The organism is Thioclava sediminum, from assembly GCF_002020355.1.
GTDB classification, from domain to species: Bacteria; Pseudomonadota; Alphaproteobacteria; order Rhodobacterales; family Rhodobacteraceae; genus Thioclava; species Thioclava sediminum.
The window spans coordinates 1,313,944-1,338,086 of sequence record NZ_MPZV01000001.1 but is presented as its reverse complement, the minus strand read 5'-3'; the positions used below and the strand labels follow the sequence as shown (position 1 = coordinate 1,338,086).

General features: G+C 64.9%; 23 protein-coding genes and 1 tRNA gene. 16 read left to right on the top strand and 8 right to left on the bottom strand.

Annotated elements, in window-relative coordinates:
- Window positions 1–4 precede the first annotated feature (4 nt).
- Together BMI91_RS05935 and BMI91_RS05930 are read right to left on the bottom strand one after the other, a co-directional pair.
- Window positions 5–490, bottom strand: a complete 486-nt coding sequence (locus tag BMI91_RS05935; RefSeq protein ID WP_078602038.1) for a hypothetical protein — start codon at window positions 488–490, stop codon at window positions 5–7.
- Complete coding sequence (locus tag BMI91_RS05930) at window positions 483–1,448, bottom strand: aspartate carbamoyltransferase catalytic subunit (RefSeq protein ID WP_078540183.1); 966 nt, start codon at window positions 1,446–1,448, stop codon at window positions 483–485. Before BMI91_RS05930 ends, BMI91_RS05935 begins: the two co-directional genes overlap by 8 nt.
- Window positions 1,449–1,546: 98 nt before the next feature.
- Between BMI91_RS05930 and BMI91_RS05925 the strand changes: the two genes are divergently transcribed.
- The 3 genes from BMI91_RS05925 (at window position 1,547) to BMI91_RS05915 (ending at window position 7,364) form a co-directional block, all read left to right on the top strand.
- Window positions 1,547–2,371 (top strand): uracil-DNA glycosylase, encoded by an 825-nt coding sequence (locus tag BMI91_RS05925; protein ID WP_078604276.1) that lies wholly within the window; start codon window positions 1,547–1,549, stop codon window positions 2,369–2,371.
- Between the two features lie 162 nt (window positions 2,372–2,533).
- The gene (locus BMI91_RS05920; protein WP_078604275.1) at window positions 2,534–3,994 is read left to right on the top strand and encodes an efflux RND transporter periplasmic adaptor subunit; all 1,461 of its coding nucleotides are present in this window, start codon (window positions 2,534–2,536) and stop codon (window positions 3,992–3,994) included.
- Window position 3,995: 1 nt separating this feature from the next.
- Window positions 3,996–7,364: an efflux RND transporter permease subunit gene (locus BMI91_RS05915; protein WP_078604274.1), complete on the top strand. Its 3,369-nt coding sequence runs from the start codon at window positions 3,996–3,998 to the stop codon at window positions 7,362–7,364.
- A gap of 25 nt (window positions 7,365–7,389) precedes the next feature.
- Here BMI91_RS05915 and BMI91_RS05910 read toward each other — a convergent pair whose 3' ends face one another.
- Window positions 7,390–8,247 (bottom strand): protein-disulfide reductase DsbD domain-containing protein, encoded by an 858-nt coding sequence (locus BMI91_RS05910; RefSeq protein ID WP_078604273.1) that lies wholly within the window; start codon window positions 8,245–8,247, stop codon window positions 7,390–7,392.
- 173 nt (window positions 8,248–8,420) lie between these two features.
- Between BMI91_RS05910 and BMI91_RS05905 the strand changes: the two genes are divergently transcribed.
- Window positions 8,421–8,981 carry a YqgE/AlgH family protein gene (locus tag BMI91_RS05905; RefSeq protein WP_078604272.1) on the top strand — a complete coding sequence of 187 codons (561 nt, stop codon included), beginning with the start codon at window positions 8,421–8,423 and terminating at the stop codon, window positions 8,979–8,981.
- An 83-nt stretch (window positions 8,982–9,064) separates the two neighbouring features.
- Here BMI91_RS05905 and BMI91_RS05900 read toward each other — a convergent pair whose 3' ends face one another.
- On the bottom strand, window positions 9,065–10,027 hold the full coding sequence (locus BMI91_RS05900; RefSeq protein ID WP_078604271.1) for an L-threonylcarbamoyladenylate synthase: 963 nt from the start codon (window positions 10,025–10,027) through the stop codon (window positions 9,065–9,067).
- Between the two features lie 114 nt (window positions 10,028–10,141).
- On the opposite strand from BMI91_RS05900, the gene BMI91_RS05895 reads away from it, so the two are divergent.
- The 5 genes from BMI91_RS05895 (at window position 10,142) to BMI91_RS05875 (ending at window position 14,257) form a co-directional block, all read left to right on the top strand.
- Window positions 10,142–11,833: an acyl-CoA dehydrogenase gene (locus tag BMI91_RS05895; RefSeq protein ID WP_078571365.1), complete on the top strand. Its 1,692-nt coding sequence runs from the start codon at window positions 10,142–10,144 to the stop codon at window positions 11,831–11,833.
- Window positions 11,830–12,882 carry an MBL fold metallo-hydrolase gene (locus BMI91_RS05890; RefSeq protein WP_425274928.1) on the top strand — a complete coding sequence of 351 codons (1,053 nt, stop codon included), beginning with the start codon at window positions 11,830–11,832 and terminating at the stop codon, window positions 12,880–12,882. The genes BMI91_RS05895 and BMI91_RS05890 overlap by 4 nt, the downstream gene beginning before the upstream one ends.
- Window positions 12,879–13,373: a DUF6173 family protein gene (locus tag BMI91_RS05885; protein ID WP_078604270.1), complete on the top strand. Its 495-nt coding sequence runs from the start codon at window positions 12,879–12,881 to the stop codon at window positions 13,371–13,373. The genes BMI91_RS05890 and BMI91_RS05885 overlap by 4 nt, the downstream gene beginning before the upstream one ends.
- 61 nt (window positions 13,374–13,434) lie before the next feature.
- Window positions 13,435–13,569: an aa3-type cytochrome c oxidase subunit IV gene (locus BMI91_RS05880; RefSeq protein ID WP_078545360.1), complete on the top strand. Its 135-nt coding sequence runs from the start codon at window positions 13,435–13,437 to the stop codon at window positions 13,567–13,569.
- Between the two features lie 52 nt (window positions 13,570–13,621).
- Window positions 13,622–14,257 (top strand): hypothetical protein, encoded by a 636-nt coding sequence (locus BMI91_RS05875; protein WP_244176559.1) that lies wholly within the window; start codon window positions 13,622–13,624, stop codon window positions 14,255–14,257.
- Between the two features lie 8 nt (window positions 14,258–14,265).
- Here BMI91_RS05875 and BMI91_RS05870 read toward each other — a convergent pair whose 3' ends face one another.
- Entirely contained in the window at window positions 14,266–15,300 is a 1,035-nt protein-coding gene (locus BMI91_RS05870; RefSeq protein ID WP_244176558.1) for an AbrB family transcriptional regulator, read from the bottom strand.
- 301 nt (window positions 15,301–15,601) lie between these two features.
- Here BMI91_RS05870 and BMI91_RS05865 point away from each other — a divergent pair, with 301 nt between their 5' ends.
- The 4 genes from BMI91_RS05865 (at window position 15,602) to BMI91_RS05850 (ending at window position 19,814) form a co-directional block, all read left to right on the top strand.
- Complete coding sequence (locus tag BMI91_RS05865) at window positions 15,602–16,552, top strand: TAXI family TRAP transporter solute-binding subunit (RefSeq protein WP_078604268.1); 951 nt, start codon at window positions 15,602–15,604, stop codon at window positions 16,550–16,552.
- A gap of 91 nt (window positions 16,553–16,643) precedes the next feature.
- On the top strand, window positions 16,644–18,725 hold the full coding sequence (locus tag BMI91_RS05860) for a TRAP transporter permease (RefSeq protein WP_078604267.1): 2,082 nt from the start codon (window positions 16,644–16,646) through the stop codon (window positions 18,723–18,725).
- On the top strand, window positions 18,722–19,102 hold the full coding sequence (locus BMI91_RS05855; RefSeq protein WP_078604266.1) for a DUF1850 domain-containing protein: 381 nt from the start codon (window positions 18,722–18,724) through the stop codon (window positions 19,100–19,102). Before BMI91_RS05860 ends, BMI91_RS05855 begins: the two co-directional genes overlap by 4 nt.
- Window positions 19,103–19,232: 130 nt before the next feature.
- Entirely contained in the window at window positions 19,233–19,814 is a 582-nt protein-coding gene (locus BMI91_RS05850) for a helix-turn-helix transcriptional regulator (RefSeq protein WP_078604265.1), read from the top strand.
- On the opposite strand, the gene BMI91_RS05845 is transcribed toward BMI91_RS05850, so the two are convergent.
- From BMI91_RS05845 to BMI91_RS05835, 3 genes are all read right to left on the bottom strand, one after another.
- Window positions 19,798–21,012 carry a surface lipoprotein assembly modifier gene (locus BMI91_RS05845; protein ID WP_078604264.1) on the bottom strand — a complete coding sequence of 405 codons (1,215 nt, stop codon included), beginning with the start codon at window positions 21,010–21,012 and terminating at the stop codon, window positions 19,798–19,800. The two genes, BMI91_RS05850 and BMI91_RS05845, sit on opposite strands and share 17 nt — an antisense overlap.
- A gap of 67 nt (window positions 21,013–21,079) precedes the next feature.
- Entirely contained in the window at window positions 21,080–21,661 is a 582-nt protein-coding gene (locus BMI91_RS05840) for a hypothetical protein (protein WP_078545374.1), read from the bottom strand.
- 302 nt (window positions 21,662–21,963) lie between these two features.
- A tRNA-Thr gene (locus BMI91_RS05835) sits at window positions 21,964–22,038 on the bottom strand.
- Between the two features lie 166 nt (window positions 22,039–22,204).
- On the opposite strand from BMI91_RS05835, the gene BMI91_RS20280 reads away from it, so the two are divergent.
- From BMI91_RS20280 to BMI91_RS05825, 3 genes are read left to right on the top strand one after another with little or no spacing between them, the layout of a single operon-like run.
- Window positions 22,205–22,327, top strand: a complete 123-nt coding sequence (locus BMI91_RS20280; protein ID WP_256365689.1) for a hypothetical protein — start codon at window positions 22,205–22,207, stop codon at window positions 22,325–22,327.
- A 1-nt stretch (window position 22,328) separates the two neighbouring features.
- Window positions 22,329–23,597, top strand: a complete 1,269-nt coding sequence (gene murA / locus BMI91_RS05830; RefSeq protein WP_078604263.1) for a UDP-N-acetylglucosamine 1-carboxyvinyltransferase — start codon at window positions 22,329–22,331, stop codon at window positions 23,595–23,597.
- Between the two features lie 51 nt (window positions 23,598–23,648).
- Complete coding sequence (locus BMI91_RS05825; protein WP_078604262.1) at window positions 23,649–24,128, top strand: DUF2948 family protein; 480 nt, start codon at window positions 23,649–23,651, stop codon at window positions 24,126–24,128.
- The last annotated feature ends 15 nt before the right edge of the window (window positions 24,129–24,143 follow it).

Below are 24,143 nucleotides of genomic sequence, written 5' to 3'. Positions count from 1 at the left end.
TGCCTCACTTCGCCACCAGTTTGCGCGCGGCCTGCGCGCTCTCGATCTCACGCACCACGGGCCCCGCATCGGCGAGGTGGCGGATCAGGTGCTTGTCGCCCGCCGTCGTCACGACCTGCACATCGCCCATCAGCGAGCGCACGCCGGAGATTTGCAGCAGCATCACCTGTTTGCCCTGCGGCCCGATCAGCCGCTTGTCCGTCAGCTGCCAGCGCCGCGCGAAGGCCTCCGAGCGGAAATAGAGCCCGCGCGCTGCCATACCGACCACGACGGCGAAGCTCGCGATCACCACCTGATTAGGCTTGCCGAGCCAGAACAGCACCGTCGAGATCAGCACCGCGCCGATCACGGCCAGAACCGCGTGATCGGTCCAATAGCGTTTCTTGTCCGCCGTGAAGACGGCCAGAACCTTTTCGCCCTCGTCCAGCGGCAATTCGCTTTCGGGGCCGGGGCGGTAGTTGAGAACTTCGTCGCGCTCGATCTTAGACATAGGTGCCCTCCGTGAGAGCGCGCCCGCGCTCGGCCCGCAGGTTGCGCGCCAGAAGATCCATCACCGCCATCCGCACCGCCACGCCCATCTCGACCTGTTCCTGAATGACCGAGCGGTTGATGTCGTCGGCGATGGTGCCGTCGATTTCGACGCCACGGTTCATCGGGCCGGGATGCATGACGATCGCGTCTTCCTTGGCGAAGGCGAGCTTCTCGGCATCCAGCCCGTAACGGTGGAAATATTCGCGCTCGGAGGGGATGAAGCCGCCATCCATCCGCTCTTTCTGAAGCCGGAGCATCATGACGACATCGGCGTCGCGCAGGCCTTCGCGCATGTCGTGATAGACCTCGCAGCCGAATTCGGACACGCCCGAGGGCATGAGGGTCGGCGGCGCGATCAGGCGCACGCGGTTTTCCATCTTGCCCAGCAGGATCAGGTTCGAGCGCGCGACGCGGCTATGGGCGACATCGCCGCAGATCGCGACGGTGAGGCGTTTGATCCGGCCTTTCTCGCGCCGGATCGTCAGCGCATCCAGAAGCGCCTGCGTGGGATGTTCGTGCTTGCCGTCGCCCGCATTGATCACCGCGCATTCGACTTTCTGCGCCAGCAGATCGACCGCGCCGGACGAGCCATGCCGCACCACCAGCAGATCGGGATGCATCGCGTTCAGCGTCAGTGCGGTGTCGATCAGGGTCTCGCCCTTCTTCACCGACGAGGTCTGCATCGACATGTTCATGACGTCCGCCCCGAGCCGCTTGCCCGCAAGCTCGAAACTGGATTGGGTCCGCGTCGAATTCTCGAAGAACATGTTGATCGCGGTCATCCCGGCCAACGCGTCGGTCTTTTTCACCGTGCGACGGTTCAGATCCACATATTTTTCGGCGAGGTCGAGAACGGTGAGGATATCCTCGGGGCTCAGATGTTCGATCCCCAGCAGGTGCCTTGGGCGAAAAGCCATTGCGCGATGCTCCGGTTAGACTTCGATGCTTATGGCAAACGGGGGGGCGGGCGTCCAGCCGCTTTACCGTCGCAGCACCCATGAGGTAGGGTCGCGCAATGGAGACTCAGCCGACACCGGAACTCGACTATCACGCCGCTCTGGCCGCCCTCGAATGGCAGCTGGAAATGGGCGTCGATACGGTCATCGGCGATACGCCTGTCGATTGCTACGAGCTGCCCGACAAATCCGCGCAGGCCAAGGCGAAGGCGCCCGAGGCCGCGCCTGTGGCGGACCGGGAGTTGCCGCCAGTCGCGCAGATGGCGAAAATCGAGGGTCCCGATCCGGTCGTCGTCGCAGGCGATGCGGCGGGCAAGGCCGACACGCTCGAAGCGCTGCGCGCCGCCATCGACTCCTACGATATGTGCGATCTGAAGCTCGGCGCGCGCAACACAGTCTTTGCCGATGGCAAGCCTGCCGCGCGGGTGATGATCATCGGCGAGGCGCCGGGGCGCGAGGAGGACCAGAAGGGCCTGCCATTCGTCGGCCGCGCCGGTCAGCTTCTCGACAAGATGTTTGGCGCGATCGGCCTCTCGCGGCAATCGCCCGATGCCGAGGCGGCACTCTATATCACCAATGTCCTGCCTTGGCGTCCGCCGGGCAATCGCGATCCCTCGCCTGCCGAGATCGCGCAGATGCTGCCCTTCCTCGCCCGCCATGTCGATCTGGCCGATCCCGACCTGATCGTTCTGATGGGCAATGCCGCCTGTGCGGCGGCGCTCGGCAAGCGCGGCATCCTGCGGTTGCGGGGCACCTGGGCCGAGGCCTTCGGGCGGCCCACGTTGCCGATGACGCACCCGGCCTATCTACTGCGCAACCCGGCCGCCAAGCGCGAAGCCTGGGCCGATCTTCTGCAAATTCGGGCCCGTCGCGACCAAGCGTAAACCGCGCCAAACGGTCGCGCTTTCGTGAAAAAGTGACGGACGTGGCGCCGTGACGCGTAGAGATAACCATTCCCTGCACCTATTTCGGCAAGGTAACATGGAAATCGCGCGACCGTGGACAATTGCGAGCGCCCGCAGCACTGACGACAGATCGGAGACGCCATGCGCTTTCTCACCCGCTCCCTGATGGGGCTGTTTCTTCTGGCGCTGACCGTCGGCCTGCTGGCGATGGGCGGCTTCTCGATCTTTCAGGCGATGCAGGCCCGCAATGCCGAGAGCGGGCGCGCGCCCACCGCGCGCGAACGGGTTTTCGCGGCCAATGTGATCCCGGTCACCTTCAAGACGATGTCGCCGGTGCTGACCGCCTATGGCGAGGTGCGCTCGACCCGCGAGCTGGAGCTACGCGCTTCGGCGGCGGGTACGATTGTCGAACTTGCCCCCGATTTCGAGGATGGCGCGGAGGTCGAGAAGGGCGAGCTTCTGGTCAAGCTGGACCCGGCAGAAGCGCAGGCGGCGCGCGACAGCGCCGCGGCGACCGTGGCCGAGGCAGAGGCCGCGCTTGCGCAGGCGGAACGCGCTTTGGCCATATCGAAGGACGATGTTACAGCGGCACAGCGGCAGGCGGACCTGCGGCTCAAGGCGCTCGACCGGCAGCGCTCGCTCTCGGAGCGGGGCGTCGGCTCGGCGGCCAATCTGGAGACCTCGGAACTGGCGGCCTCGGCGGCCGATCAGGCGGTGCTGAACCGCCGCTCGGCATTGTCGACCGCGCAGGCGCAACTCGATACCGCGCGCACCTCGCTGACCCGCGCCAAGATCAGCCTCACCGAAGCCGACCGCAAACTGGCCGATACTGAAATTCGCGCCGAATTCCCGGGACGTCTGGCCGAGGTGAACGCGGTCGCGGGCGGGCTGGTGTCGAACAACGAGATGCTGGGCAAGCTGATCGACCCCAACGCGCTGGAAATCGCCTTCCGTGTCTCCACCGCGCAATTCGCGCGCCTGACCGACGATCGCGGCGCGCTGCGCGATCTGCCCGTGGGCGTGGAGCTGGTCGCGGGAGAGGAGACGCTGACCGCCAAGGCCGAGCTGTCGCGCGTCTCGGCGGCGGTCGATGATGGGGTGACGGGGCGCCTGCTGTTTGCGCGCATCACCGAAGGTTTGGGCAATCTGCGTCCGGGCGATTTCGTGACCGTCCGGCTGAAAGAGCCCGCGCTCGAGAATGTCGCGGAGATCCCCGCCGCAGCCGTCGATGCGGATAGCACGGTTCTGGTGCTCGGTCCGGAAGACCGTCTGGAAAGCGCCGATGTCACCGTGCTGCGCCGTCAGGGCGACGCTGTCATCATCCGCGCCACATTCGCGCCCGGCACCGAGATCGTGGCCGAGCGCACGCCGCTTCTAGGCCGCGGGATCAAGCTGCGCCCGATGCGCCCCGGCCAGCCGCAGGCGGCCACCGAGCCCGAGACGATCAATCTCGATCCCGAGCGCCGCGCCAAGCTGGTCAGCTTCGTCGAGACGAATACCGCGATGCCGGACAACGCCAAGCAACGCTTTCTTGCCGAGCTGAAGCAGGAGGAGGTGCCCGTCGCTACCGTCGAGAAGCTCGAATCCCGGATCGGAGGCTGAGATGGCGTCTGGCCTCGACCCCAGAGAGCTGCCGCCCGGTCGCGGACTGATCGGCCTCTTCACCCGCCACGCGACCCTGGCGAATATCGTGCTGGTGGTGATGATCTGCGCGGGGCTCGTCGCCCTGCCGCGGATGCGCGCGCAGTTCTTCCCGGATTCGGTCGAGGAATCGATCACCGTCTCGGTGAAATGGGACGGCGCAGGCGCGGAGGAGGTCGACCGGGCGATTGTTCAGGTGCTGGAACCCTCGCTGATTTCGGTCGAGGGGGTGGAAGCCTCGGACAGCCGCGCCTCAGAAGGCTCGGCGCGGATCAGTCTCGATTTCGAACCCGACTGGGACATGTCCCGCGCGGTCAATGATGTCGAGAACGCGCTGGCCTCGGCAGGCGATCTGCCCGAGGGCGCGGAGGAGCCCGAAGTGGCGCGCGGCGTCTGGCGCGACACGGTGACCGATCTGGTAATCACCGGGCCGCTTTCGCCCGAGCAGCTGGGCCGGTTGGGCGATGAGGCGGTGGTGCGGCTCTATCAGCAGGGCGTCACGCGCACCTCGCTTGCCGGGATCGCGGCCCCCGAAACGGTGGTCGAAGTGCCGACAGTTTCGATGATGGCGCATGACGTAACGCTGACCCAGATCATCGACGTGATCTCCGCCGAGGCGAATACCGATCCGGCGGGCGAAGTGGCGGGCGGGGCCACGCGGGTGCGCACTGGCGAAGAACGCCGCTCCGCTCCCGAGATCGAGAACCTCGTGATCCGCACCGAACCGGACGGCTCGCAGCTGACCGTGGGCGATGTCGCCAATATCCGCGTCGAAGGCGGCGACCGGAACCGGGCCTATTTCGTGGGCGACAACTCGGCGGTGGTGATCAATGTCGCGCGCTCGGCGGCGGGCGATGCGATCGCGATCCAGCACAAGGTCGAAGGCGTGATCGACCAGATGCAGCCGACCCTGCCTGCGGGCACCACGATGGATCTGGTGCGCACGCGGTCCGACGCAATCACACAGCGCCTCGACCTGCTGGTGGGCAACGGGGTGCTGGGGCTGAGCCTCGTGCTGGTGCTGCTGTTTTTGTTCCTCAATGCGCGCACGGCCTTCTGGGTGGCGATGGGGATCCCGACCTCGATGGCTGCGGCGCTGGCGGTGATGTATTTCACCGGCATGACGCTGAACATGATCTCGATCTTCGCGCTCATCCTGACGCTGGGGATCGTGGTCGACGATGCGATCGTGGTGGGCGAGCATGCCGATTTCCGTGCGCGCCATCTGGGAGAGCATCCCACGCTTGCCGCCGAGAACGGCGCGCGGCGCATGGCGGCGCCGGTTTTCGCCTCGACCCTGACGACCGTAATCGCCTTCGCAGGGCTGACCGTGATCGGCGGGCGCATGGGCAATATGATCGTCGATATCCCCTATACGGTGATCGCGGTGCTCGCCGCCTCGCTGATCGAGTGTTTCGTGATCCTGCCCAATCACATGAGCCACGCGCTGCGCCACACCTCCGAGGGCAAATGGTACGACTGGCCCTCGCGGCAGGTGAACTGCGGGCTCGACTGGTTCCGCCGCGTGGTGATGAAGCCGCTCACCCGGCTGATCGTCATCGGGCGCTACCCGGTGATCGCGGCGGCGATCGCGCTTCTGCTGTGGCAGGTCAGCTTCGTGATGTCGGGCAAGGTGCAATGGCGCTTCTTCAACCCGCCCGAGCAATCGACGGTGAACGGCGCCTTCTCGATGGTCGAGGGCGCGACCCGGGCCGACACCGAAGAGATGATGCGCACGATGCAGGCGACCGTGACCAAGGTCGCCAAGGAATTCGAGGACGAATACGGCGTGAACCCCGTCGAATACGCGATCGGGCAGATTGGCGGCGCATCGGGCCGGGGGCTGGCCTCTGCCGATACCAAGGATGCCGATCTTCTCGGCTCGCTTTCGATCGAGGTGATCGATCCCGATTACCGGCCTTATTCCAGCTTCGATTTCGTCTCGCGGCTGCAGGCCGAAACCCCGCGCCTGCCGCTGGTCGAAGAGATCAGCTTCCGCCGCTTCCGCTCCGGCGGCGCTGGGGACGGGATCGCGGTGCAGTTCTCGGGCAACGAGACGCGCATACTGAAAGACGCCGCCGAAGACCTGAAGACGCAGCTTGCGCAATTCCCCGAAGTCTCGGCGGTGGAGGACAACCTTGCCTATGACAAGCAGGAGCTGATCCTCGATCTCACCCCGCAGGGCGAGGCGCTGGGCTTCGACATTGCGACGCTGGGTCGTGAATTGCGCGCGCGTCTGAACGGCACCGAGGCTGCGAGCTTCCCCGATGGGGTGCGCTCGGCCACGATCCGTGTGGAACTGCCCGACGAAGAGCTGGCCGCCGATTTCATCGACCGGATGCAGCTGCGCGCGCCCGGTGGCGAATGGGTGCCGCTGGCCGATATCGTCTCGGTGCGCAGCCAGACCGGCTTCTCGACGATCCGGCGCGAGGATGGCGTGCGGCAGGTCTCGGTCACGGGCGATGTCTCCGAAGACGATCCCGCGCGAGCCAACGAAATTCTGGCGCGCATCTCCGACGAAATCCTGCCGCGGATCTCCGAAGAACGCGGCGTGGCCTATACGCTCACCGGGCAGGCCGAGCAGGAACGCGACTTCATGAACGACGCGATGATCGGCCTGATCATGTGTCTGATCGGAATCTACATCGTGCTCGCGTGGATCTTCGCGAGCTGGACAAGGCCGATCGTGGTGATGTCGGTGATCCCCTTCGGCGCGGTCGGCGCGATCTGGGGCCACTATGTCTGGAACCTGCCGATGTCGATGTTTGCCGTAGTCGGCGGGATCGGGATGATCGGGATCATCATCAACGATGCGATCGTTCTGATCTCGACGGTGGATGAATATGCCGAGAAGCGGGGGATCGTGCCCGCCATCGTCGATGCAGTCTCGGATCGCCTGCGCCCCGTGCTGTTGACGACGCTGACGACGGTTCTGGGCCTCGCGCCGCTTCTATATGAACAGTCCAGCTCGGCCCTATTCCTGAAATCCACCGTCATCACGCTGGTCTACGGTCTGGGCTTCGGGATGATCATCGTGCTGCTGGTCGTGCCTGCGGTGCTCGCGGTGCAGCTCGATTTCGGGCGGCAGGTGCAGGCGGTGCGTCACGGCGTGCGGGTCGTGCGGCTGCGCGCTGTGCTGGCTGGCGTCGCGGCGCTGATGGCCGTGGGCTTCGCGCTCACGCTGGGCCGTGCGATGTGGGAGGGTCAGGCGCTGATGCCCGCCTTCGGAGGCTTCGCGCTGATCGCGGGAATGGTGGCGATGGGGGCAGGGCTGATCGCGCCACGGCTGTTGCGCGGCCATATCCGCCACCGACCGCCGCCGGAAGTCTGACGCCCACGAACTTCGAGAGAGCTGATTACTCGGTGCAGCCCATGATCTCGACCGCGCCGCGATCCGAGAGCACGGTGATGCGCAGATCGCTGGGGTCGAGGTCGAAGGGCTTCGCGTCCGGCGGCACGAAGTCGGCGCTGGTCACGAGCGTGTCGCCCTCACGGTGGCTGTCGGCCTCGGACACCCAGACCGGGCGCGAGGCGAGTTCCAGAAGCGCGTTTTCCGTGCCGATCGCGGGCGGCAAATCGACCCGCGCCGTCAACCGAACCCCATCCTTCATAGGCTCCGTCTCGCAGCGCGTCTGCGGGTCGATCTTGCGTGGCTCACGCGCGAGCGCGGCCTGAATTTTCGGGTCAGGCGTGCCGTCTCCGGTGACCTCGGTCTGCAGATGCAGGCTGACCGGAACACAGATATTGTCGCAGATCCCGATCATCACATCGGCTTTCAACTGCACCGGCTTGCCCGGATCTTTCGGCGTCACCGAAATCGGCAGCACGACGCCGTCGTGATAGCCGACGGTGCGCATGCCGGAAGACAGGAAGACTTCCGGCGCGGGCCAGTGGACCACGGCCGAGGCGAGATTGCTCGACCCGGTGAACTGAATCTGCGGCGGGATGCCCGCATCGCCAGGCGAGCGCCAATAGGTTTTCCAGCCGGGCGCGAGCGCGATCTCCAGCGCCGCCATGCGGGTGCCGTTCGCGCCTTTGCCGCCTGCGCGCAGCTGCGCCTGCTCCAACCCCGGGGGCGTCGGCAGTGCGGGCATCGACGCGTCTTGCGGCGTGACCTGCTCTTGCGCGGCGATCTGCGCGACAGCTTCCTGGGCCGCCACGCCGAGCGGGCAGCAGCCGAGCAGGATCCCCATGACTGGTAACAAACGTGTCATATGTTTTACCTAGTCGCTTCCCTGCACGTTCAGAAGTCACAAACGCGACAGAAGCGTGCAACATTTTGTCCCGGCGAGCCGCAATACGAAACGATTCCTGCGTCTGGCTTGAATAGACGCGCCGCTCGCGCCACCTTGAAAAGAGATGGGATGCAACCGCGAAGGGGAGCGAGATGGACCTGACAGGCAAGTTTCTGATCGCGATGCCCGGTATGGGCGATCCGCGATTCGAGCATTCGGTGATCGCCGTCTGCGCCCATTCCGACGAGGGTGCGATGGGCTTGATCATCAACAAACCCTTGCCGACGCCTGCCTTCTCGGACCTTCTCGAAAGCCTCGATATCGAACGGCCCGGCGCGGATATCCGCTTCGATCAGCCGATCCTCTTTGGCGGTCCGGTCGAGACCGGGCGCGGCTTCGTGCTGCATTCGCCCGACTGGACGACCGGCGAGGGGCAGATGGAGGTCACCGACCGGCTGCGGATGACCGGCACGCGCGACATTCTCGAAGATATCGCGATGGGGCGCGGCCCGAACCAGGCGCTGATGGCGCTGGGCTATGCGGGCTGGGGGCCGGGTCAGCTGGAGGAGGAAATCCTCGACAATGGCTGGCTCACCGCCGAGAGCGACGCCGACCTCGCGCTCGATGCCGAGCATGAAACCAAATGGGTGCGCGCACTCGAAGGCATGGGGATCGACCCCCGGACGCTTTCGGCTGCGGCGGGGCATGCGTAAGGGGTGAATGGAGGAGGGGGCTCTGCCCCCTCGGCGCGTTTGCGCCTCACCCCCGGGATATTTAATCCAAAACGAAGACGCGATCAGTCGCGCGGAGCTGCCGCGCGGCGCAGGCGGTCGTTGATCGCACGGCCGAGGCCGGTCTCCGGGATCGGGGCGAAGGCGAGCGTGTCCAAGCCGCGCGTCTGGGCGAGCGCATCGCCCTTGCGCAGCATCGCGAAGAGGTTCGCCGCCGCCTCTGTCAGATCGCCTGAGGGCGAGAGGTTCAGATCGGCGGTCGGGCAATCGCCACCAAAGCCGAGCCAGACCGCATCCGGAGGCGGCGCGGTCACGTCCAGCAGCACGGCGGCGCCCGGCGCATAATGCGATTTGAGCTGCCCCGGCGCGTTGGGCTTGGCCGCGTCGCCGCCGGTGGGCAGCGGCTGGCCGATCAGCGCCTCGATCTCTTCGGCGGCGACCCCGCCGGGGCGCAGCAATGCGGGCGGGTCGAGCGCAAGAATGGTGGATTCCACCCCGACCTCGCAGGGGCCGCCATCGATCACCGCCGCAATCTTGCCGCCAAGCCCGTCCATCACATGCTGCGCCGTGGTCGGGCTGATCTTGCCTGATGGGTTCGCGGAAGGCGCGGCGAGCGGGCCGCCGAATTCGGTCAGCAGCGCGCGGGCGACCGGATGCGCGGGCAGGCGGATCGCGACCGTGTCATGCCCGGCCGTTACCAGATCGGAGAGCCCGGCCTCGGGGCGCAGAGGCAGGACCAGCGTCAGCGGTCCCGGCCAGTAGCGCGCGGCGATCTGGCGGGCGGCGTCGGAGACCACGGCGATCTCTTCCGCGGCCTCGATCGACGGCAGATGCACGATCAGCGGATTGAACTTCGGACGCCCCTTCGCCGCGAAGATCGCCGCCACCGCGCGGTCGTTGCGCGCATCACCTGCAAGCCCGTAGACCGTCTCGGTCGGCATTGCGACCAGTTCGCCCGCGCGCAGCAGGGCGGCTGCCTGCGCATAGCCCTCGGCATCGGCGGAAAGGAGTTTCGTGTCTTGGCTCATGCAGTCGTGACGCAGCGTTGGAGTTGAAGGGGGCTGCCCTTGCGGTAGGGTATCGGCAACCCGACAGGACATAGACGCGCGCGCGGCAATTGCCAAGCTGCCCGGAGGAGACCCATGACTTACCGTTCCCCCGTCACCGATATTCGCTTCATTCTCGACCACGTCGTGCCGCTCGCACCGGTCGCGGCTACCGAGATGTTTGCCGAGGCGACCCCCGATATGGTCGAAGCGATCCTCACCGAAGGCGGCAAGCTCTGCGACGAGGTGATCGCGCCGACCAATCGCGACGGCGATCTGACGCCCGCGAAACTGGAGAACGGCGTTGTGCGCTCGCCCGCCGGTTTCAAGGAGGCCTTCGCGGCGCTGGCCGAGGGCGGCTGGATCGGCATCGCGGCGGACCCGGAGCATGGCGGGATGGGCCTGCCGCAGGCGCTGAACGTCGGTTTCAACGATATGCTCTCGGGCGCGAATCTGTCGCTGCAGCTCAACCCGCTGCTGACGCAGGGCCAGATCGAGGCGTTGGAGCATCATGCCTCCGACGAGATCAAGGCGCTGTATCTGCCCAAGCTGATCTCCGGCGAGTGGTCGGGCACGATGAACCTGACCGAACCGGGGGCGGGCTCGGATGTGGGTGCGCTGAAGACGAAGGCGGTGCCGAACGATGACGGCACCTATGCGATCTCGGGGCAGAAGATTTTCATCACTTGGGGCGATAATGATTGCGTCGAGAATACCTGCCACCTCGTGCTGGCACGTCTTCCCGATGCGGCCCCCGGCACGAAGGGCATCAGCCTCTTCATGGTGCCGAAGCTGATCCCGGATGCCGACGGTAAACCGGGCGTGGCGAACTCGCTGAAAGTGGTCTCGCTGGAGCACAAGCTCGGCATCCATGGCTCGCCTACCTGCGTGATGAGCTACGAGGGCGCGACCGGCTGGCTCGTCGGCGAAGAGAACAAGGGCATGGCCGCGATGTTCACGATGATGAACAACGCGCGTCTGAACGTGGGTGCGCAGGGCATCGGCGTGGCCGAGGCGGCCTATCAGCAGGCGCTGGCCTATGCGAAGGACCGGGTGCAGTTTGCGCCGATCGTCGAGCATGCCGATGTGCGCCGGATGCTGGCCGGCATGAAGGCCGAGATTTTCGCGGCACGCTCGATCGCGCTGGCCTGTGGCGTCGCGATCGACATGGGGCGCGCGACGAATGATGCGAACTGGCAGGCCCGCGCGGCGCTGCTGACGCCGATCGCGAAGGCCTACGGCACCGATATGGGCATCCGCGTGGCGTCGACCGGCGTGCAGGTGCATGGCGGCATGGGCTTCATCGAGGAAACCGGTGCAGCGCAATATCTGCGCGATGTGCGGATCACCACGATCTACGAGGGCACCAACGGCATTCAGGCGATGGACCTTGTGGGCCGCAAGATGATGGACGAGGGCAAGGCCGCTTTCCGTCTGCTGCAGGAGATCGAGGACGAGGCGCAGGGCGCGCGCGGCGACTTCCCGGTGCTGGCCGAAGACGTCTGGCAGGCCGCCGAGGAGCTGCGCGAGCATACCGAGTGGATGGTCAGCCAAGGCATGCAGGACCGCTTTGCGGGGGCTGTGCCCTATCTCGACGCCTTCGCACGGGTTCTGGGCGGCTATTACCACCTGCGCGCCGCGATGGCCGAGGGGCGCGATTCCGCGCGCGGGCATCTGGCCGCCGTCTATATCCGCCGCCTGATGCCCGCCTATGCGGCCTCGTTGGCCGAGGCGAAGGAAGGGGCGGAAGGGCTTTACGCGCTGAGCGTCGAAGACCTCGAGGCATGAGGGGCGAGGACGCCCGCGTGTCGATGAATGGCATCCGCTATCCTTGGGGGGAACCGCCCGAGCCGGGCGGGGCGATCGAGGTCGCGCCCGGCGTGATGTGGGTGCGCCTGCCACTGCCGATGGCGCTCGATCACGTCAATTGCTTCGCGCTCGATGAGGGCGATGGCTGGACACTGGTCGATCCCGGGATCGACACCCGCAAATGCCGGGCGGCGCTGCAGGCGGCGCTCGATGGGCCGCTGGGTGGCAAGCCGGTCACGAAGGTCTTGGTAACGCATTACCACCCGGATCACATCGGGCTGGCGGGCTGGCTGCAGGAGCAGGGCGCGGAGCTGATCACGACGCGCACCTCGTGGCTGTTCGCGCGGATGCTGCAGCTCGATCCGCAGGATCGGCCCGTGGCCGAGACGCTTGATTACTACCGGCGCGCCGGGATGGACCCGGCGCTTCTTGAGAAACGCGCCAACGAACGCCCCTTCAATTTCGCCGATTGTGTCCATGCGCTGCCGCTTGGCTTCACCCGGATCGTGGAGGGCGACGAGATCGCCCTCGGCGGGCGGCGCTGGGCGGTGAAGATGGGCGACGGGCACGCGCCCGAACATGCGACGCTGTGGAGCTTGGACGACGATCTGGTGCTGGGCGGCGATCAGCTGCTGCCGTCGATCTCGGCCAATCTCGGCGTTTATGCGACCGAACCCGAGGCCGATCCGCTGGCCGATTGGCTGGCCTCCTGCGCGCGGTTTGCCGAGATCGCGGAGGATCGCCACCTCGTGCTGCCCGGCCACAAGCTGCCGTTCACCGGGCTGCCGCTGCGGCTGCGCCAGATGATCGAGAACCACGAGGGCGCGCTGAAACGTCTGCGCAAGCACCTCGACACCCCGCGCACCGCCTGCGAGTGCTTCCCGCCGCTGTTCAAACGCCAGATCGACGAGAGCACCCACGGGCTCGCGATGGTCGAAGCGATGGCGCATCTCAACCATCTTTGGCACAAAGGGGAGGTGAGCCGCACCTTGCGAGAGGACGGCGCCTGGCTCTGGAGCCTGAAATGACCGAGATACGCACCACCGCCGAAGCCCATGAGGAAGCCGCCCTTCCGAATGCGAAGGTGGTGCATACCTCGGAGAACGCGCCGAAGACCGCCGAGGTCAAACCGCTTCCGCCCGAGCTGGCCCGCGGACGGCCCGAGGATAAGAGCCCGGCGCAATGGGCCTATGAGCGGGTTCTGCTCTATATCCAGAACTTCGAAGAGCAGTTGCAGGAAGACGAGGAGGTCGTGCTTGGTCTCACCGGCGGCGAGGCGGGCGTGCTGCAGATCGAGGGGATCGGCTTTTTCGACCCCGACATCCTCACTTTCTACGGCACCGACGAATACGGCGCGCGCACGCAGCTCATTCAGCATGTGAATCAGCTCAACGTGATGCTGATCGCCCAGCCGAAACCGGTCGCGGACGAAGCGCCGCGCCGGATCGGCTTCCGGCTCGCCCGCGCGCTGGAGGAAGAAAATGCGTCTGACGACGCGAACCCTCAAGACGAGGCGTGACAGCTTGTCGCGGCTCGGCTAGTTTCCCCTCTGGGAGACAGCGCAAAAGGGAGAACGCGCAATGGCCGAGTATAAACCGGGCAACATGGACATTCGTGACCAGGAGAGAACATTCAACGGATTTGTTCGCTTCGTTACGGTTTCGGTGATTGTGATCATCTGCTTTCTGGTGTTTCTCGCTCTCGTAGGCGGCTGACGCGACCGGCGGCGGCTGAAAAAGACACGCTTGGGAACGGGAGATCGGGCAGATGATGCGCGTGCTTCTTGTCTGCCTGATGCTGCCGCTTTTGCTGGCTGGCTGCGGGGCGGATAACATCTATGCCTCGGATGCCGAGGTCGCCAAATATCGCTATGTTTCCGACGAACCGCCCTCGGTTACGCTCTATACCGTGATCTCGACCAATACCGGGTCGGGCGGTCACTCGTCGTTGCTGATCAACGGGCGTGAGCGGATCATCTTCGATCCGGCAGGCACCTGGAACCATCCCTGGGCGCCCGAGCGCCACGATGTGCATTTCGGCATTACCGAGAAGATGCGGAAATTCTACATCGACTACCATGCCCGCGAGAGCTGGTATGTGCGGGCCCAGAAGCTTCCGATCACGATGGCGCAGGCCGATCAGCTGATGGCCCGCGTGGAGCGCAACGGCTCGGTCAACAAGATGATGTGCGCGGATTCGGTGTCGAGCGCGCTGCGTGACATGCCGTGGCTGCACGACAAGGTGCCCTTCACCTTCTCGCCGCTGAAGTTGTCGAAGGCGTTCGGGCAGTTGCCGGGCGTGACGGAAAAGGATCACTACGACAACGATCCCGACGACAATTCCGGCGTGCTGATGATCCAGCAGCAGCCCTATAATCACGGGGACACCCAGTTCAGAGAGTGAACGGGCCTTCAGACATCGCCTCGCCTGCGTGACAATGCGCGGGCGAGTGCGGGGCCCGCGACCAGCACCAGCAGGAAGCGGGCGATCTGCATCGCCATGACGAAGGGCACATCGACCTGCGTGCCCGCCGCGATGATCGCCACCGAATCCGCACCGCCGGGGCTGGTGGCGAGATAGGCGGTCACAGGCTCGATCCCGGCGAAATAGACCAATCCCATCGCGAAGGCCGCGCAGAGCGCGATCAATGCGATGATCGAGCCGAGGATGCGCGGCAGCAGCCTTGCGGCATGGCGCAACACGGCGCGTGTGAAGCGCATCCCGATCCCCCAGCCAACCACCGCATAGCTGATCGCGAGCACGGTCTGGGGCAGGGTGATCGTCAGCAAGCCGGAGGCGCTCGCGATCAGTCCGAAGGCCATCGGCAGCAGCAGCCCGCCGCCCGGAATGCGCAGCCGCACGCCCAGAAAGGCCGCCCCGATCCCGAGCGCAAGCGTCGCGCCCGCGGCGACGAGATCCGTCGGGCCTTGCTCGGCGAGTGCCGCGCCGACATCCCTAGCCTGCGCCACGCCGAAGATCTGCACGACGGCAGTTGCGGCGATCGCACAGCAGGCGACGCGGGTATATTGCATGACGGCGACAAGGCGCATGTCGGCGCCGTAATCGTCCGACATCAGCGTCATCGCGGTCGCCGCGCCGGGGGAGGAGCCCCAGATCGCCGTCGTGCCGGGCAAGCCGCCTGCCCGTGCCATCACCCAGCCGAGCGCGCTCGCCCCCAGCACCGTCGAGAGCGTCCCGGCAAGGAAGATCGGCCAGTCGCGGGCGATCTCGGGCAGGATCGAGGCGGGAAGCTTTGAGGCGATCATCACCCCCACCACACCCTGCGCCGCGATGAAGCCCAGAGGGGGCAACCGCACCGCCCCGCCGCTCGCGGCAAGCGCGATCGCGACCGCCATCGGCCCCAGCAGAAGCGCCGCCGAGAGATGCGCGAGGCTCAGTGCAAAGGCCAGAAGCGCAGAGCCCGCGAGCAGGACCGCCCAGCGCAATGCAGGGGGCCAGCGGTCGGGGGCATATCGGAAGGGAGGCAATGAGCGCATAGGGGGCTTTGAAGACGGAAATCAGGTGCTTCCGAGCAGATAGGGCTCGTAACGTCAAGCACATAGCAAAATCCGCAACTTCCGCGCAGTAAAGCAAATTTCGGGCAGGAGCGCCCGCCTTCACGTCAAACGGAGAATTCTTCGCTTTCTGGTTTCATCGACGTGAATTGAATTGATCCTTGCGCAAAACGCGTCAGGTTGGAGGCGGTCCCGCATCTCTTTGCGGGCAATGACATATGGGAGGATTACGATGTTCCAACACATCAAGCTCGGCGCGCTCGTCGCCGGGGCGATTGCATTGAGCGCACCCGTCGCCAAGGCCGAAACCTTCATTAACATCCTGACCGGGGGCACCTCGGGCGTGTATTATCCGCTCGGCGTTGCGCTGTCCGAAGTCTATGGCGAGAACATGAATGACGTGCGCGTTCAGGTTCAGTCGACGAAGGCGTCGGTCGAGAACCTGAACCTGCTGCAGCAGGGCCGGGGGGAGCTGGCCTTCGCACTGGGCGACTCGGTGAAGGATGCGTGGGAAGGCAATGCGGATGCGGGCTTCAAGGCCAAGCTCGGCAAGCTGCGCGCGATTGCCGCGATCTACCCGAACTATATCCAGCTCGCCGCGCTCAAGGATGCCGGTGCGACGACGATCACCGATCTGAAGGGCAAGAGCCTGTCGGTCGGTGCGGCCAAGTCGGGGACCGAGCTGAACGCGCGCAAGATCTTCGACGCGGCGGGCATGAGCTATGACGATCTCGGCAAGGTCGAGTATCTGCCCTTCTCGGAATCGGTCGAACTGATGAAGAACCGTCAGCTCGACGCGACCTTCCAGTCCTCGGGGCTGGGGAACGCGGCACTGAAGGATCTCTCGACCACGCAGGACGTGACTTTCGTTCAGATCCCCGCCGACATCGCCGAAAAGCTTGGCGCGCCCTACAAGGCGGGCGTGATCCCGGCGGGCACCTATCCGGGTCAGGACGCGGATGTGCCGACGGTCGCGATCACGAACATCCTCGTCACGCGCGAAGGTGTCTCGGATGAGGAAGCCTACGAGATGACCAAGCAGCTCTTCGAGCATCTCGACACGCTCAAGGCCGCGCATTCGGCCGCGAACGGTATTTCGCTCGAGGCGGCGGTGCAGGGGCTGCCGATCCCGCTGCATCCGGGTGCGGAGAAGTACTACAAGGAACAGGGCGTGCTGAAATAAGCCGCTAGAGTTCAGGTCAGGGGCGGCGCGCAATTCGGGTCGCCCCTGATCAATCGGGCCAACGCGCCCATACCGGGGGGAGGAGACAGGCATGGACACCAAGGAAGAAGCTGCGGTCGACGCGGCAGTGCACGATCCGCTGGCGGGGGGCTTTCCGAAGTCGCGCGAAGGGCGCGCGTTGTTCTGGCTCGCGGTCGCTTTCTCGGTCTGGCAAATCGCTTTCGCCGCCCATGTCATCAACCCCTCGAGCCAGATTGCGCGGGCAGTCCATGTGGGCTTCCTGCTCGCGCTCGGCTTTCCGCTGCTTGCCATCGCCAAAGGTTACGGCCCGCTCGGGCGCGCGCTCGCCTATCTGCTGGCCGCAGCCGGAGTCGCTGTCGCCGCCTATCAATGGATCGAATACACGCCGCTTCTGCTGCGCGCGGGCGATCCGAACACGCTCGATTTGGTGGTGGGCTGCGTGCTGCTGGTCACGGTCTTCGTGGCCGCCTGGATGCTGATGGGCCCGGCGCTGCCGATCATCGCGGGCACTTTCTTCCTTTATGCCATGTTCGGTGAGCATCTGCCGTCACCGCTGAACCACCGCGGCTACGCTTTCGAGCAGGTGATCGAACAGATGAGCTTTGGCACCGAGGGCATCTACGGCATCCCGACCTATGTGTCGGCCACCTATATCTTCCTGTTCATCCTCTTCGGCGCCTTCCTCGAGAAGGCCGGGATGATCAAACTGTTCACGGATGTCTCGCTCGGGATGGTCGGGCACAAGATGGGCGGGGCCGCGAAGGTCTCGGTTCTGTCTTCGGGTCTGATGGGCACGATCTCGGGCTCGGGTGTGGCCAATGTCGTGACCACCGGGCAATTCACGATCCCTCTGATGAAGAGCTTCGGCTATCGCTCCGCCTTCGCGGGCGGCGTCGAAGCGACCTCGTCGATGGGCGGGCAGATCATGCCGCCGGTCATGGGGGCCGTGGCCTTCATCATGGCAGAGACGCTGGGCGTCGATTACGTCGAGGTGGTGAAAGCCGCGCTGATCCCGGCGATCCTCTATTTCGCGGGCGCCTTCTGGATGGTGCATCTGGAGGCGGGCAAACGCGACCTGCGCGGCCTTGCCAAGTCCGAGCTGCCCTCCCCACGCAAGGCGCTGAAAGAGGGCTGGTATCTGCTGCTTCCGCTCGCCGTGCTCGTCTACCTGCTGTTCACCGGCTACACGCCGCTTTTCGCTGGCACCGTGGGCCTGTCGCTGACGGGGCTGTTGATCCTCGGTGGGTCGGTCGCGCTGGGGCTGCCCAATCAGGTGCTGCGCGTGATCTTCTGGGTCGTTCTGGCTCTGGTCGCGGCGGCGTTTTTCGAGTTCGGCATCTGGGCCGTGCTGCTTGCCATCGCGGTGCTGATCGCGATCAACGTCTTCTCGAAGGGCGGGCGCGAGACGCTCGCGCTGTGCCGGGACAGCCTCGCCGATGGCGCACGCACCGCGCTTCCCGTGGGGATCGCCTGCGCGCTGGTCGGCGTGATCATTGGCGTGATGACCCTGACCGGGGCCGCGACCACCTTCGGCCAGTTCATCGTCGGTGTCGGCAAGTCGAGCCTGTTCCTCTCGCTGATCCTGACCATGATTACCTGCATCGTGCTGGGGATGGGGATCCCGACGATCCCGAACTACATCATCACCTCCTCGATTGCGGGCCCGGCGCTTCTGGACCTCGGCGTGCCGCTGATCGTCAGCCACATGTTCGTCTTCTATTTCGGAATCCTTGCGGACCTGACGCCGCCTGTGGCTCTGGCCTGTTTCGCCGCCGCGCCCATCGCGAAGGAAAGCGGGCTGAAGATCAGTTTCGAGGCGATCAAGGTCGCCGCCGCGGGTTTCGTCGTGCCCTTCATGGCGGTCTACACGCCCGCGCTGATGCTGCAGGATGGCGGGCCGCTGGCGGCCGCGATCGGCTACTGGCCAGCCGTAGCCTATATCGTGATCAAGGCGCTGCTGGCACTGTCGCTCTGGGGTGTCGCGGTGATCGGCTGGCTGGGCCGTCCGCTGGCGCTTTGGGAGCGGGCATTGGCCATGGTCGCGGGCTTCACCCTGATCGCGGCGCTGCCGCTGACCGACGAGATCGGCTTCGCGCTCGTCGCAGCCTTCGGCGCGGCGCTCTGGCTGGGCCGCAAGCGAGCCACGGCATGAGCGCGTCCTGCCTGATGGTCGGCGCTACGATGATGGCGCTGGCGAGCAACGGTCAGTTCTCGCTGCAATGGATGCATTCGGTCGAGCACGAAGGCTGGCGCGAACATTGGCAGGTGACCGACCATGACACGCTGCGCCTCGTGGGTGCGGCGGTCAAAGGCTCGGGCGCGGGGATGGAGCCGGGCCCGGGCGGTCATTTCGAGGATGGCTGGTGGGTCTGGACGGCAGACGGGCCGGACGTCCCCGCGCTGAACCTCGCGGCTTCCGGCGCCACGATCTCGGGCTGGACGCTCTGCTCGAAAGGCTGCGAAACCATCGGCGCCGACCGCGAAGCCCCGATCCACATCGCACCCTGCGACGGGGCGAAGGGCGATTAGATTTAGATTGAGTTTTTCTTCCCTCACAACAATATTTTTTTGTGAGTATTAGTGAATTCGATTGTGATCGGAGTCAGAAATCGGCTACGAATGAATCATATATAGATACTTGTATTCATTCAGAGATTTCATGACCTATCCGTTTCAAAACGGCGCAGGGGTTAGCCAGTGCGCTGCGCTGGAGGCCGCCTGCGATATTTTTTCATCCGGGGTCGTCGCCGGCCCCAATATCCCGATGCAGCGCTTCATAAAACGAGACCTCGGGATCACCGCGCGCGAGCCGCTCAGCCTGTCAATGGTGCCGGGCGGACGCCTTCTTAGGGCGCCGGTCCTCTCGGCGACCGCGCGTTGGGAGGCGCAAGCCGCCGTGCTGCGGCCTCGACTCAAGCGCCTGCCGAGCCTGCGACAGATCAATCTGCTGCCGCTCGCTCCCGGACGCGCGCGCTGTATCTTGTTTTTGAACGCGCCAGAGACCGTTTGGGAAGAAGATACGCCACACATAACATGCCGCGAACGCCAGATTCTCGCCCGCGCCGTGCGTGGCGAGCGCCGGGAACAAGTCGCCTTCGCATTGGGTCTTTCGGTCTCGACGGTGGATATGCATCTGCGGAACCTGCGCGAGAAGTTCGGCCTTCGCACGACCAATGCCGTCGTCGCACGGGTCGTGGAGTTGGGTCTCTGCGAAGAATACCCTCTCAGAACCGACTTATGAAATGCACGCCGCAATCGAGCGAGCGATAGCTGTAAAGCGAGACGTTCGACCGGTTGCGGCGCGCGGTGCAACTTAATTGCGGAGTCGTGCCCATCACCTTGAAGCGGTCCAGACCGACCGAGGCGGTGAGGGAGATATCGCGATCCATGCGCGGCTTCCCGAACAACGGAAAGTCGCCATCGAAATCGCGCACGCCCACGGTCGCGGAGAGCTTCGCGCTCAGCGTTTTCGTGAGGCGACGGCTGGCTCCGACGGTCAGGGCCGCGCGCGTGTAGCTTTGATAGTCGCTGCGCACATCCGCGCGCTCGAGCCGTAACCCGAGGTCGATGCGCGACCTTCGCCAAATGGCCCGGTCGTAGCCCAGATTGAGTGCGTAGCGCGGCCCGTTAAGGTAGCGCTTTTCTTCGAAACGGCTTTGCGTGGCGGAGCCGATGACCGTGAGGTTGGCGTCATGTGCGAGTCGCCAGTGGCGGTCGAGACTGAGGCTCGTATCGGTCGCATCAGATCGCGTCTGCCCCGGTGCCGCGGCATAGAAGCTGCGCCCGACCTCGATGATCGCGCCCCAGGGCGCCCCTGCGATGAGACGTTCGTAGCGCACCGAAAGGCTCGGCTTCACGAAGCGCAGTTCCTTCGGCGAATACCAGTTACCCGAGACCGCGCCGCGCAGCCGAAGCCGCCAATCGAGCGCGGGGTGGATGTAATAGTCGACACTCGCGCTGGCACCGAGCCCCAACCCCGAACTCTCACGGCCGCCATCCGTGATCTGGAAGCGCCCCGCCTTGGTGACGAACACCGTCTGCGAGGAGACGTGACCTAGATTGCTCGTCGGCAGAAGCGAGACCTGCCCCGAGATCCGCCAGGGGTGCGACTGGTCGAGCCGCCGCAAAGCCGCGTTGAAAGCCAGCTCGCGGTCTGGCGCGCGATCCGACACATAGCGCAACACCCGATCCGCGCGTTTCGGGGAGCCAATCTGGTCGAGGCTTTGCTCGAGCGCGATTTGCGCCGGCGAGTAGCTGGGCGCCTTCGCTGCGATCGTCCCGAGAATGGTGATCGCGGTGAGCGTGTCGCCCTCGGCGCTGAGGCGCGTGCCGATCTGCGTCCAATCCGCGAGGCTGTGCTCTTGGGGTGCGGCGGAGAGAGGGGTGGCACACGCAAGAAAAGCCACCGTCGCGGTCAGCAGCTTTTTAGAAAAGCTCATGAAAAACTCATCGTTGGAAAATCGAAACGCTGGAGGCCATTGGGCCCCCAGCGCCTATGTCCGAAGTTTACTGCTGCTGCGCGTAGAATGTGCCGGTAAGTTGTTCGGAGCCATCGGGGCTGACGCCGGTGCCGGTTACATCGCCCAGCGCGACATATTTTCCGTTATCGTCATAGACAGAGCCGGCCAGCTGAAGATCGGCAGTTATGCTGCCTTCATCGTCGCTCACGGTCCCGTTGGCATTCGCCACGATTGCGCTCTTGCTATCAATCGTCCCGTTAACGGAAAGCGAGCCTTTCAGGTCCATCATTTTTTCGCTCAAGTCCGGCGTGTAGGCAGCGAATTGGCTCACGGTGCCAGTGACTTTGCTATTGTCGAAGTCAACGTCCATCGCCAAGCGGCCCGCGACCGGGTTGTCAGATGCACTGGCCGGGTCAAGTTTAAGCTGCCCTGTAAGGCTCGCGGTACCGGTCGGATCTTGAGCGACCAAAAGGTCGCCGTCGGTGACGCGGGTTGCAAGGCTGTCGTAGGTGGCTTGGTTCTGCGACACCTCAGCTGCGCTGTAGGAATTGCTGCCGTCCCCGCTGCCCATGCAGCCTGCAAGTGCAAAACACACGGCGGTCGCGGTAATCGAAAGTTTATAAGACATTAATTTTCCCTAATTTCCCATGCGAGCCGAAGTTGGCGCGCAGTCGGTAAGTGGCGAAATTGAGGAATTTCCTACAACCTATGGTAAACCTTAGATTGACTGTGTTGCTGCCAAGGTTGCTTGGGAAAATAGCGCTCGCGCTCTCGAGAGGTGTTTGTGAACGATCGAGGGTCTGTGGCTTTACGGTCACCCACCGAAAGAGACTCTGAAACAGTCCCTCTGATCAATCGACGGAAGGTGGGCCAACACATTCGTCGGCGACCCGTGGTCGACGCCAGACTATCGAGATTGAAAAGGGGAAGTGGTGCTGCTGGAGAGACTTGAACTCTCGACCTCTCCCTTACCAAGGGAGTGCTCTACCGCTGAGCTACAGCAGCGCCGGTTTCGGTCCGTCGCTTCGACCGTGGCGGGGATTTAGACGCAATCGCGAAGGGGTGCAAGGGTAAATCTTGCTCTCTCTCGACAGGATTTCACAGGCGGGTTAAACGAGGCGCCATGACAGGCGGAAAGAAAGATGGATCGGGCACGTCCCGCGATGCGGAATTGAGCCGCGAAGAGCGTCGGGCGCAGGCGCTGCGCGCGAATCTGCAGCGGCGCAAGGCGCAGGCGCGCGCCCGCAAATCCGAATCCAAGCCGCCGAATAACAACGAATCTGAGGGCAGTTGAAATGGACAGCATCGTCGTACGCGGCAACGGGCCACTTTCCGGCCAAATCCCGATCGCGGGGGCGAAAAACGCCTGTCTCGCGCTGATGCCGGCCACGCTTCTCAGCGATGAGCCGCTGACCCTGACCAACGCGCCGCGCCTGTCGGACATCCGGACGATGACCGAATTGCTGGCGAGCCTCGGCGCGGAAGTGACCGCGCTGCAGGAGGGCAAGGTTCTGGCGACCTCGTGTCACGGCGAGATCAACCCGGTCGCGGATTATGAAATCGTGCGCAAGATGCGCGCCTCGAATCTGGTGCTCGGGCCGCTGCTGGCGCGCTTGGGCCATGCGGTCGTGTCGCTGCCGGGCGGCTGTGCGATCGGCGCGCGCCCGATGGATATCCATGTCGATGCGCTCGCGGCTCTCGGGGCAGAGATCGAACTGAAGGATGGCTATCTGCATGCCGAAGCGAAGGGCGGGCTGAAAGGCGCCACCCACGAAATGCGCTTCGCTTCCGTTGGCGCGACCGAGAACTTCCTGATGGCGGCTTCGCTGGCGAAGGGCACCTCGGTGCTGAAGAACGCAGCCCGCGAGCCGGAAATCGTCGATCTGGCGAAATGCCTGCGTGCGATGGGCGCGCAGATCGAGGGCGACGGCACCTCCGAGATCGTGATCGAGGGCAAGGACCGTCTGCACGGCGCGACTCACCCGGTGGTCGCCGACCGGATCGAGCTCGGCACCTATATGCTCGCACCCGCGATCTGCGGCGGCGAGGTGGAGTGCCTGGGCGGTCGAATCGATCTGCTGGAGAGCTTCTGCGAGAAGCTCGACGCGGCGGGCATCTCGGTCGAGCAGACCCATGCCGGCCTCAAGGTGGCGCGCAAGAATGGCCGCATCCGCGCGGTCGACGTGACGACCGAGCCGTTCCCCGGCTTCCCGACCGATCTTCAGGCGCAGATGATGGCGCTTCTTTGCACCGCCGAGGGCACCAGCGTTCTGGAAGAGAAGATTTTCGAGAATCGCTTCATGCACGCGCCCGAACTGGTGCGGATGGGCGCGAATATAGACGTCCATGGCGGTCATGCGACGGTCCACGGCGTCGAGAAGCTCAAAGGGGCGCCCGTGATGGCGACCGATCTGCGGGCCTCCGTGTCGCTGATCCTTGCAGGGCTGGCCGCTGAGGGTGAGACCGTCGTCAGCCGTGTCTATCACCTCGATCGTGGCTACGAGCGCGTCGAGGAGAAACTGGCGGGCGTCGGTGCGCATATCGAGCGCGTGAAAGCGAGTTGATCGGCTGGCAATTCCCGCCGTCTTCCCCATATCGAATGCAGAGGTGACCCAATGACCCGTGATGCGAAATTCGAAGATGGTGGCGAAGGCGCGATCGCGCTGCGCGCCGAGACCCGCGACGATCTTCCCGTGATCGCGGCGCTGGTGCAGGACGCCGTGCTCCCGATCACCGAGATTGCCTGGGAGGCGAAATCCCGTCGTCTCGCGCTGCTGATCAACCGCTTCCGCTGGGAAGACAAGGCGCAGGCCGAGGCCGAGAAGCGCCCCTATGAGCGCGTGCGGTCGCTGCTGGTGATCTCGGATGTCACCCATGTGGCGAGCATGGGGATCGATCGTTCGGATCGCGACGTGGTGCTCTCGATCCTCGATATCACCTTTGAAGAGACCGAAGACGGCGCGGGTCGCGTGACCCTGACGCTGGCGGGCGACGGCGCGCTGGCAGCCGATGTCGAATGTCTCGATGTCGATCTGCGCGACGTCGAACGTCCCTATCGTGCGCCCTCCGGCAAGGTGCCGCATCATCCCGAGTAAGCCGCGTTTTGCTGC

Excerpts from the sequence above, each read along its gene's own strand:
- BMI91_RS05935 (WP_078602038.1), bottom strand. The coding sequence starts at position 490 with ATGTCTAAGATCGAGCGCGACGAAGTTCTCAACTACCGCCCCGGCCCC.
- BMI91_RS05930 (WP_078540183.1), bottom strand. The coding sequence starts at position 1,448 with ATGGCTTTTCGCCCAAGGCACCTGCTGGGGATCGAACATCTGAGCCCC.
- BMI91_RS05925 (WP_078604276.1), top strand. The coding sequence starts at position 1,547 with ATGGAGACTCAGCCGACACCGGAACTCGACTATCACGCCGCTCTGGCC.
- BMI91_RS05920 (WP_078604275.1), top strand. The coding sequence starts at position 2,534 with ATGCGCTTTCTCACCCGCTCCCTGATGGGGCTGTTTCTTCTGGCGCTG.
- BMI91_RS05915 (WP_078604274.1), top strand. The coding sequence starts at position 3,996 with ATGGCGTCTGGCCTCGACCCCAGAGAGCTGCCGCCCGGTCGCGGACTG.
- BMI91_RS05910 (WP_078604273.1), bottom strand. The coding sequence starts at position 8,247 with ATGACACGTTTGTTACCAGTCATGGGGATCCTGCTCGGCTGCTGCCCG.
- BMI91_RS05905 (WP_078604272.1), top strand. The coding sequence starts at position 8,421 with ATGGACCTGACAGGCAAGTTTCTGATCGCGATGCCCGGTATGGGCGAT.
- BMI91_RS05900 (WP_078604271.1), bottom strand. The coding sequence starts at position 10,027 with ATGAGCCAAGACACGAAACTCCTTTCCGCCGATGCCGAGGGCTATGCG.
- BMI91_RS05895 (WP_078571365.1), top strand. The coding sequence starts at position 10,142 with ATGACTTACCGTTCCCCCGTCACCGATATTCGCTTCATTCTCGACCAC.
- BMI91_RS05890 (WP_425274928.1), top strand. The coding sequence starts at position 11,830 with ATGAGGGGCGAGGACGCCCGCGTGTCGATGAATGGCATCCGCTATCCT.
- BMI91_RS05885 (WP_078604270.1), top strand. The coding sequence starts at position 12,879 with ATGACCGAGATACGCACCACCGCCGAAGCCCATGAGGAAGCCGCCCTT.
- BMI91_RS05880 (WP_078545360.1), top strand. The coding sequence starts at position 13,435 with ATGGCCGAGTATAAACCGGGCAACATGGACATTCGTGACCAGGAGAGA.
- BMI91_RS05875 (WP_244176559.1), top strand. The coding sequence starts at position 13,622 with ATGATGCGCGTGCTTCTTGTCTGCCTGATGCTGCCGCTTTTGCTGGCT.
- BMI91_RS05865 (WP_078604268.1), top strand. The coding sequence starts at position 15,602 with ATGTTCCAACACATCAAGCTCGGCGCGCTCGTCGCCGGGGCGATTGCA.
- BMI91_RS05860 (WP_078604267.1), top strand. The coding sequence starts at position 16,644 with ATGGACACCAAGGAAGAAGCTGCGGTCGACGCGGCAGTGCACGATCCG.
- BMI91_RS05855 (WP_078604266.1), top strand. The coding sequence starts at position 18,722 with ATGAGCGCGTCCTGCCTGATGGTCGGCGCTACGATGATGGCGCTGGCG.
- BMI91_RS05850 (WP_078604265.1), top strand. The coding sequence starts at position 19,233 with ATGACCTATCCGTTTCAAAACGGCGCAGGGGTTAGCCAGTGCGCTGCG.
- BMI91_RS05845 (WP_078604264.1), bottom strand. The coding sequence starts at position 21,012 with ATGAGCTTTTCTAAAAAGCTGCTGACCGCGACGGTGGCTTTTCTTGCG.
- BMI91_RS05840 (WP_078545374.1), bottom strand. The coding sequence starts at position 21,661 with ATGTCTTATAAACTTTCGATTACCGCGACCGCCGTGTGTTTTGCACTT.
- murA (WP_078604263.1), top strand. The coding sequence starts at position 22,329 with ATGGACAGCATCGTCGTACGCGGCAACGGGCCACTTTCCGGCCAAATC.
- BMI91_RS05825 (WP_078604262.1), top strand. The coding sequence starts at position 23,649 with ATGACCCGTGATGCGAAATTCGAAGATGGTGGCGAAGGCGCGATCGCG.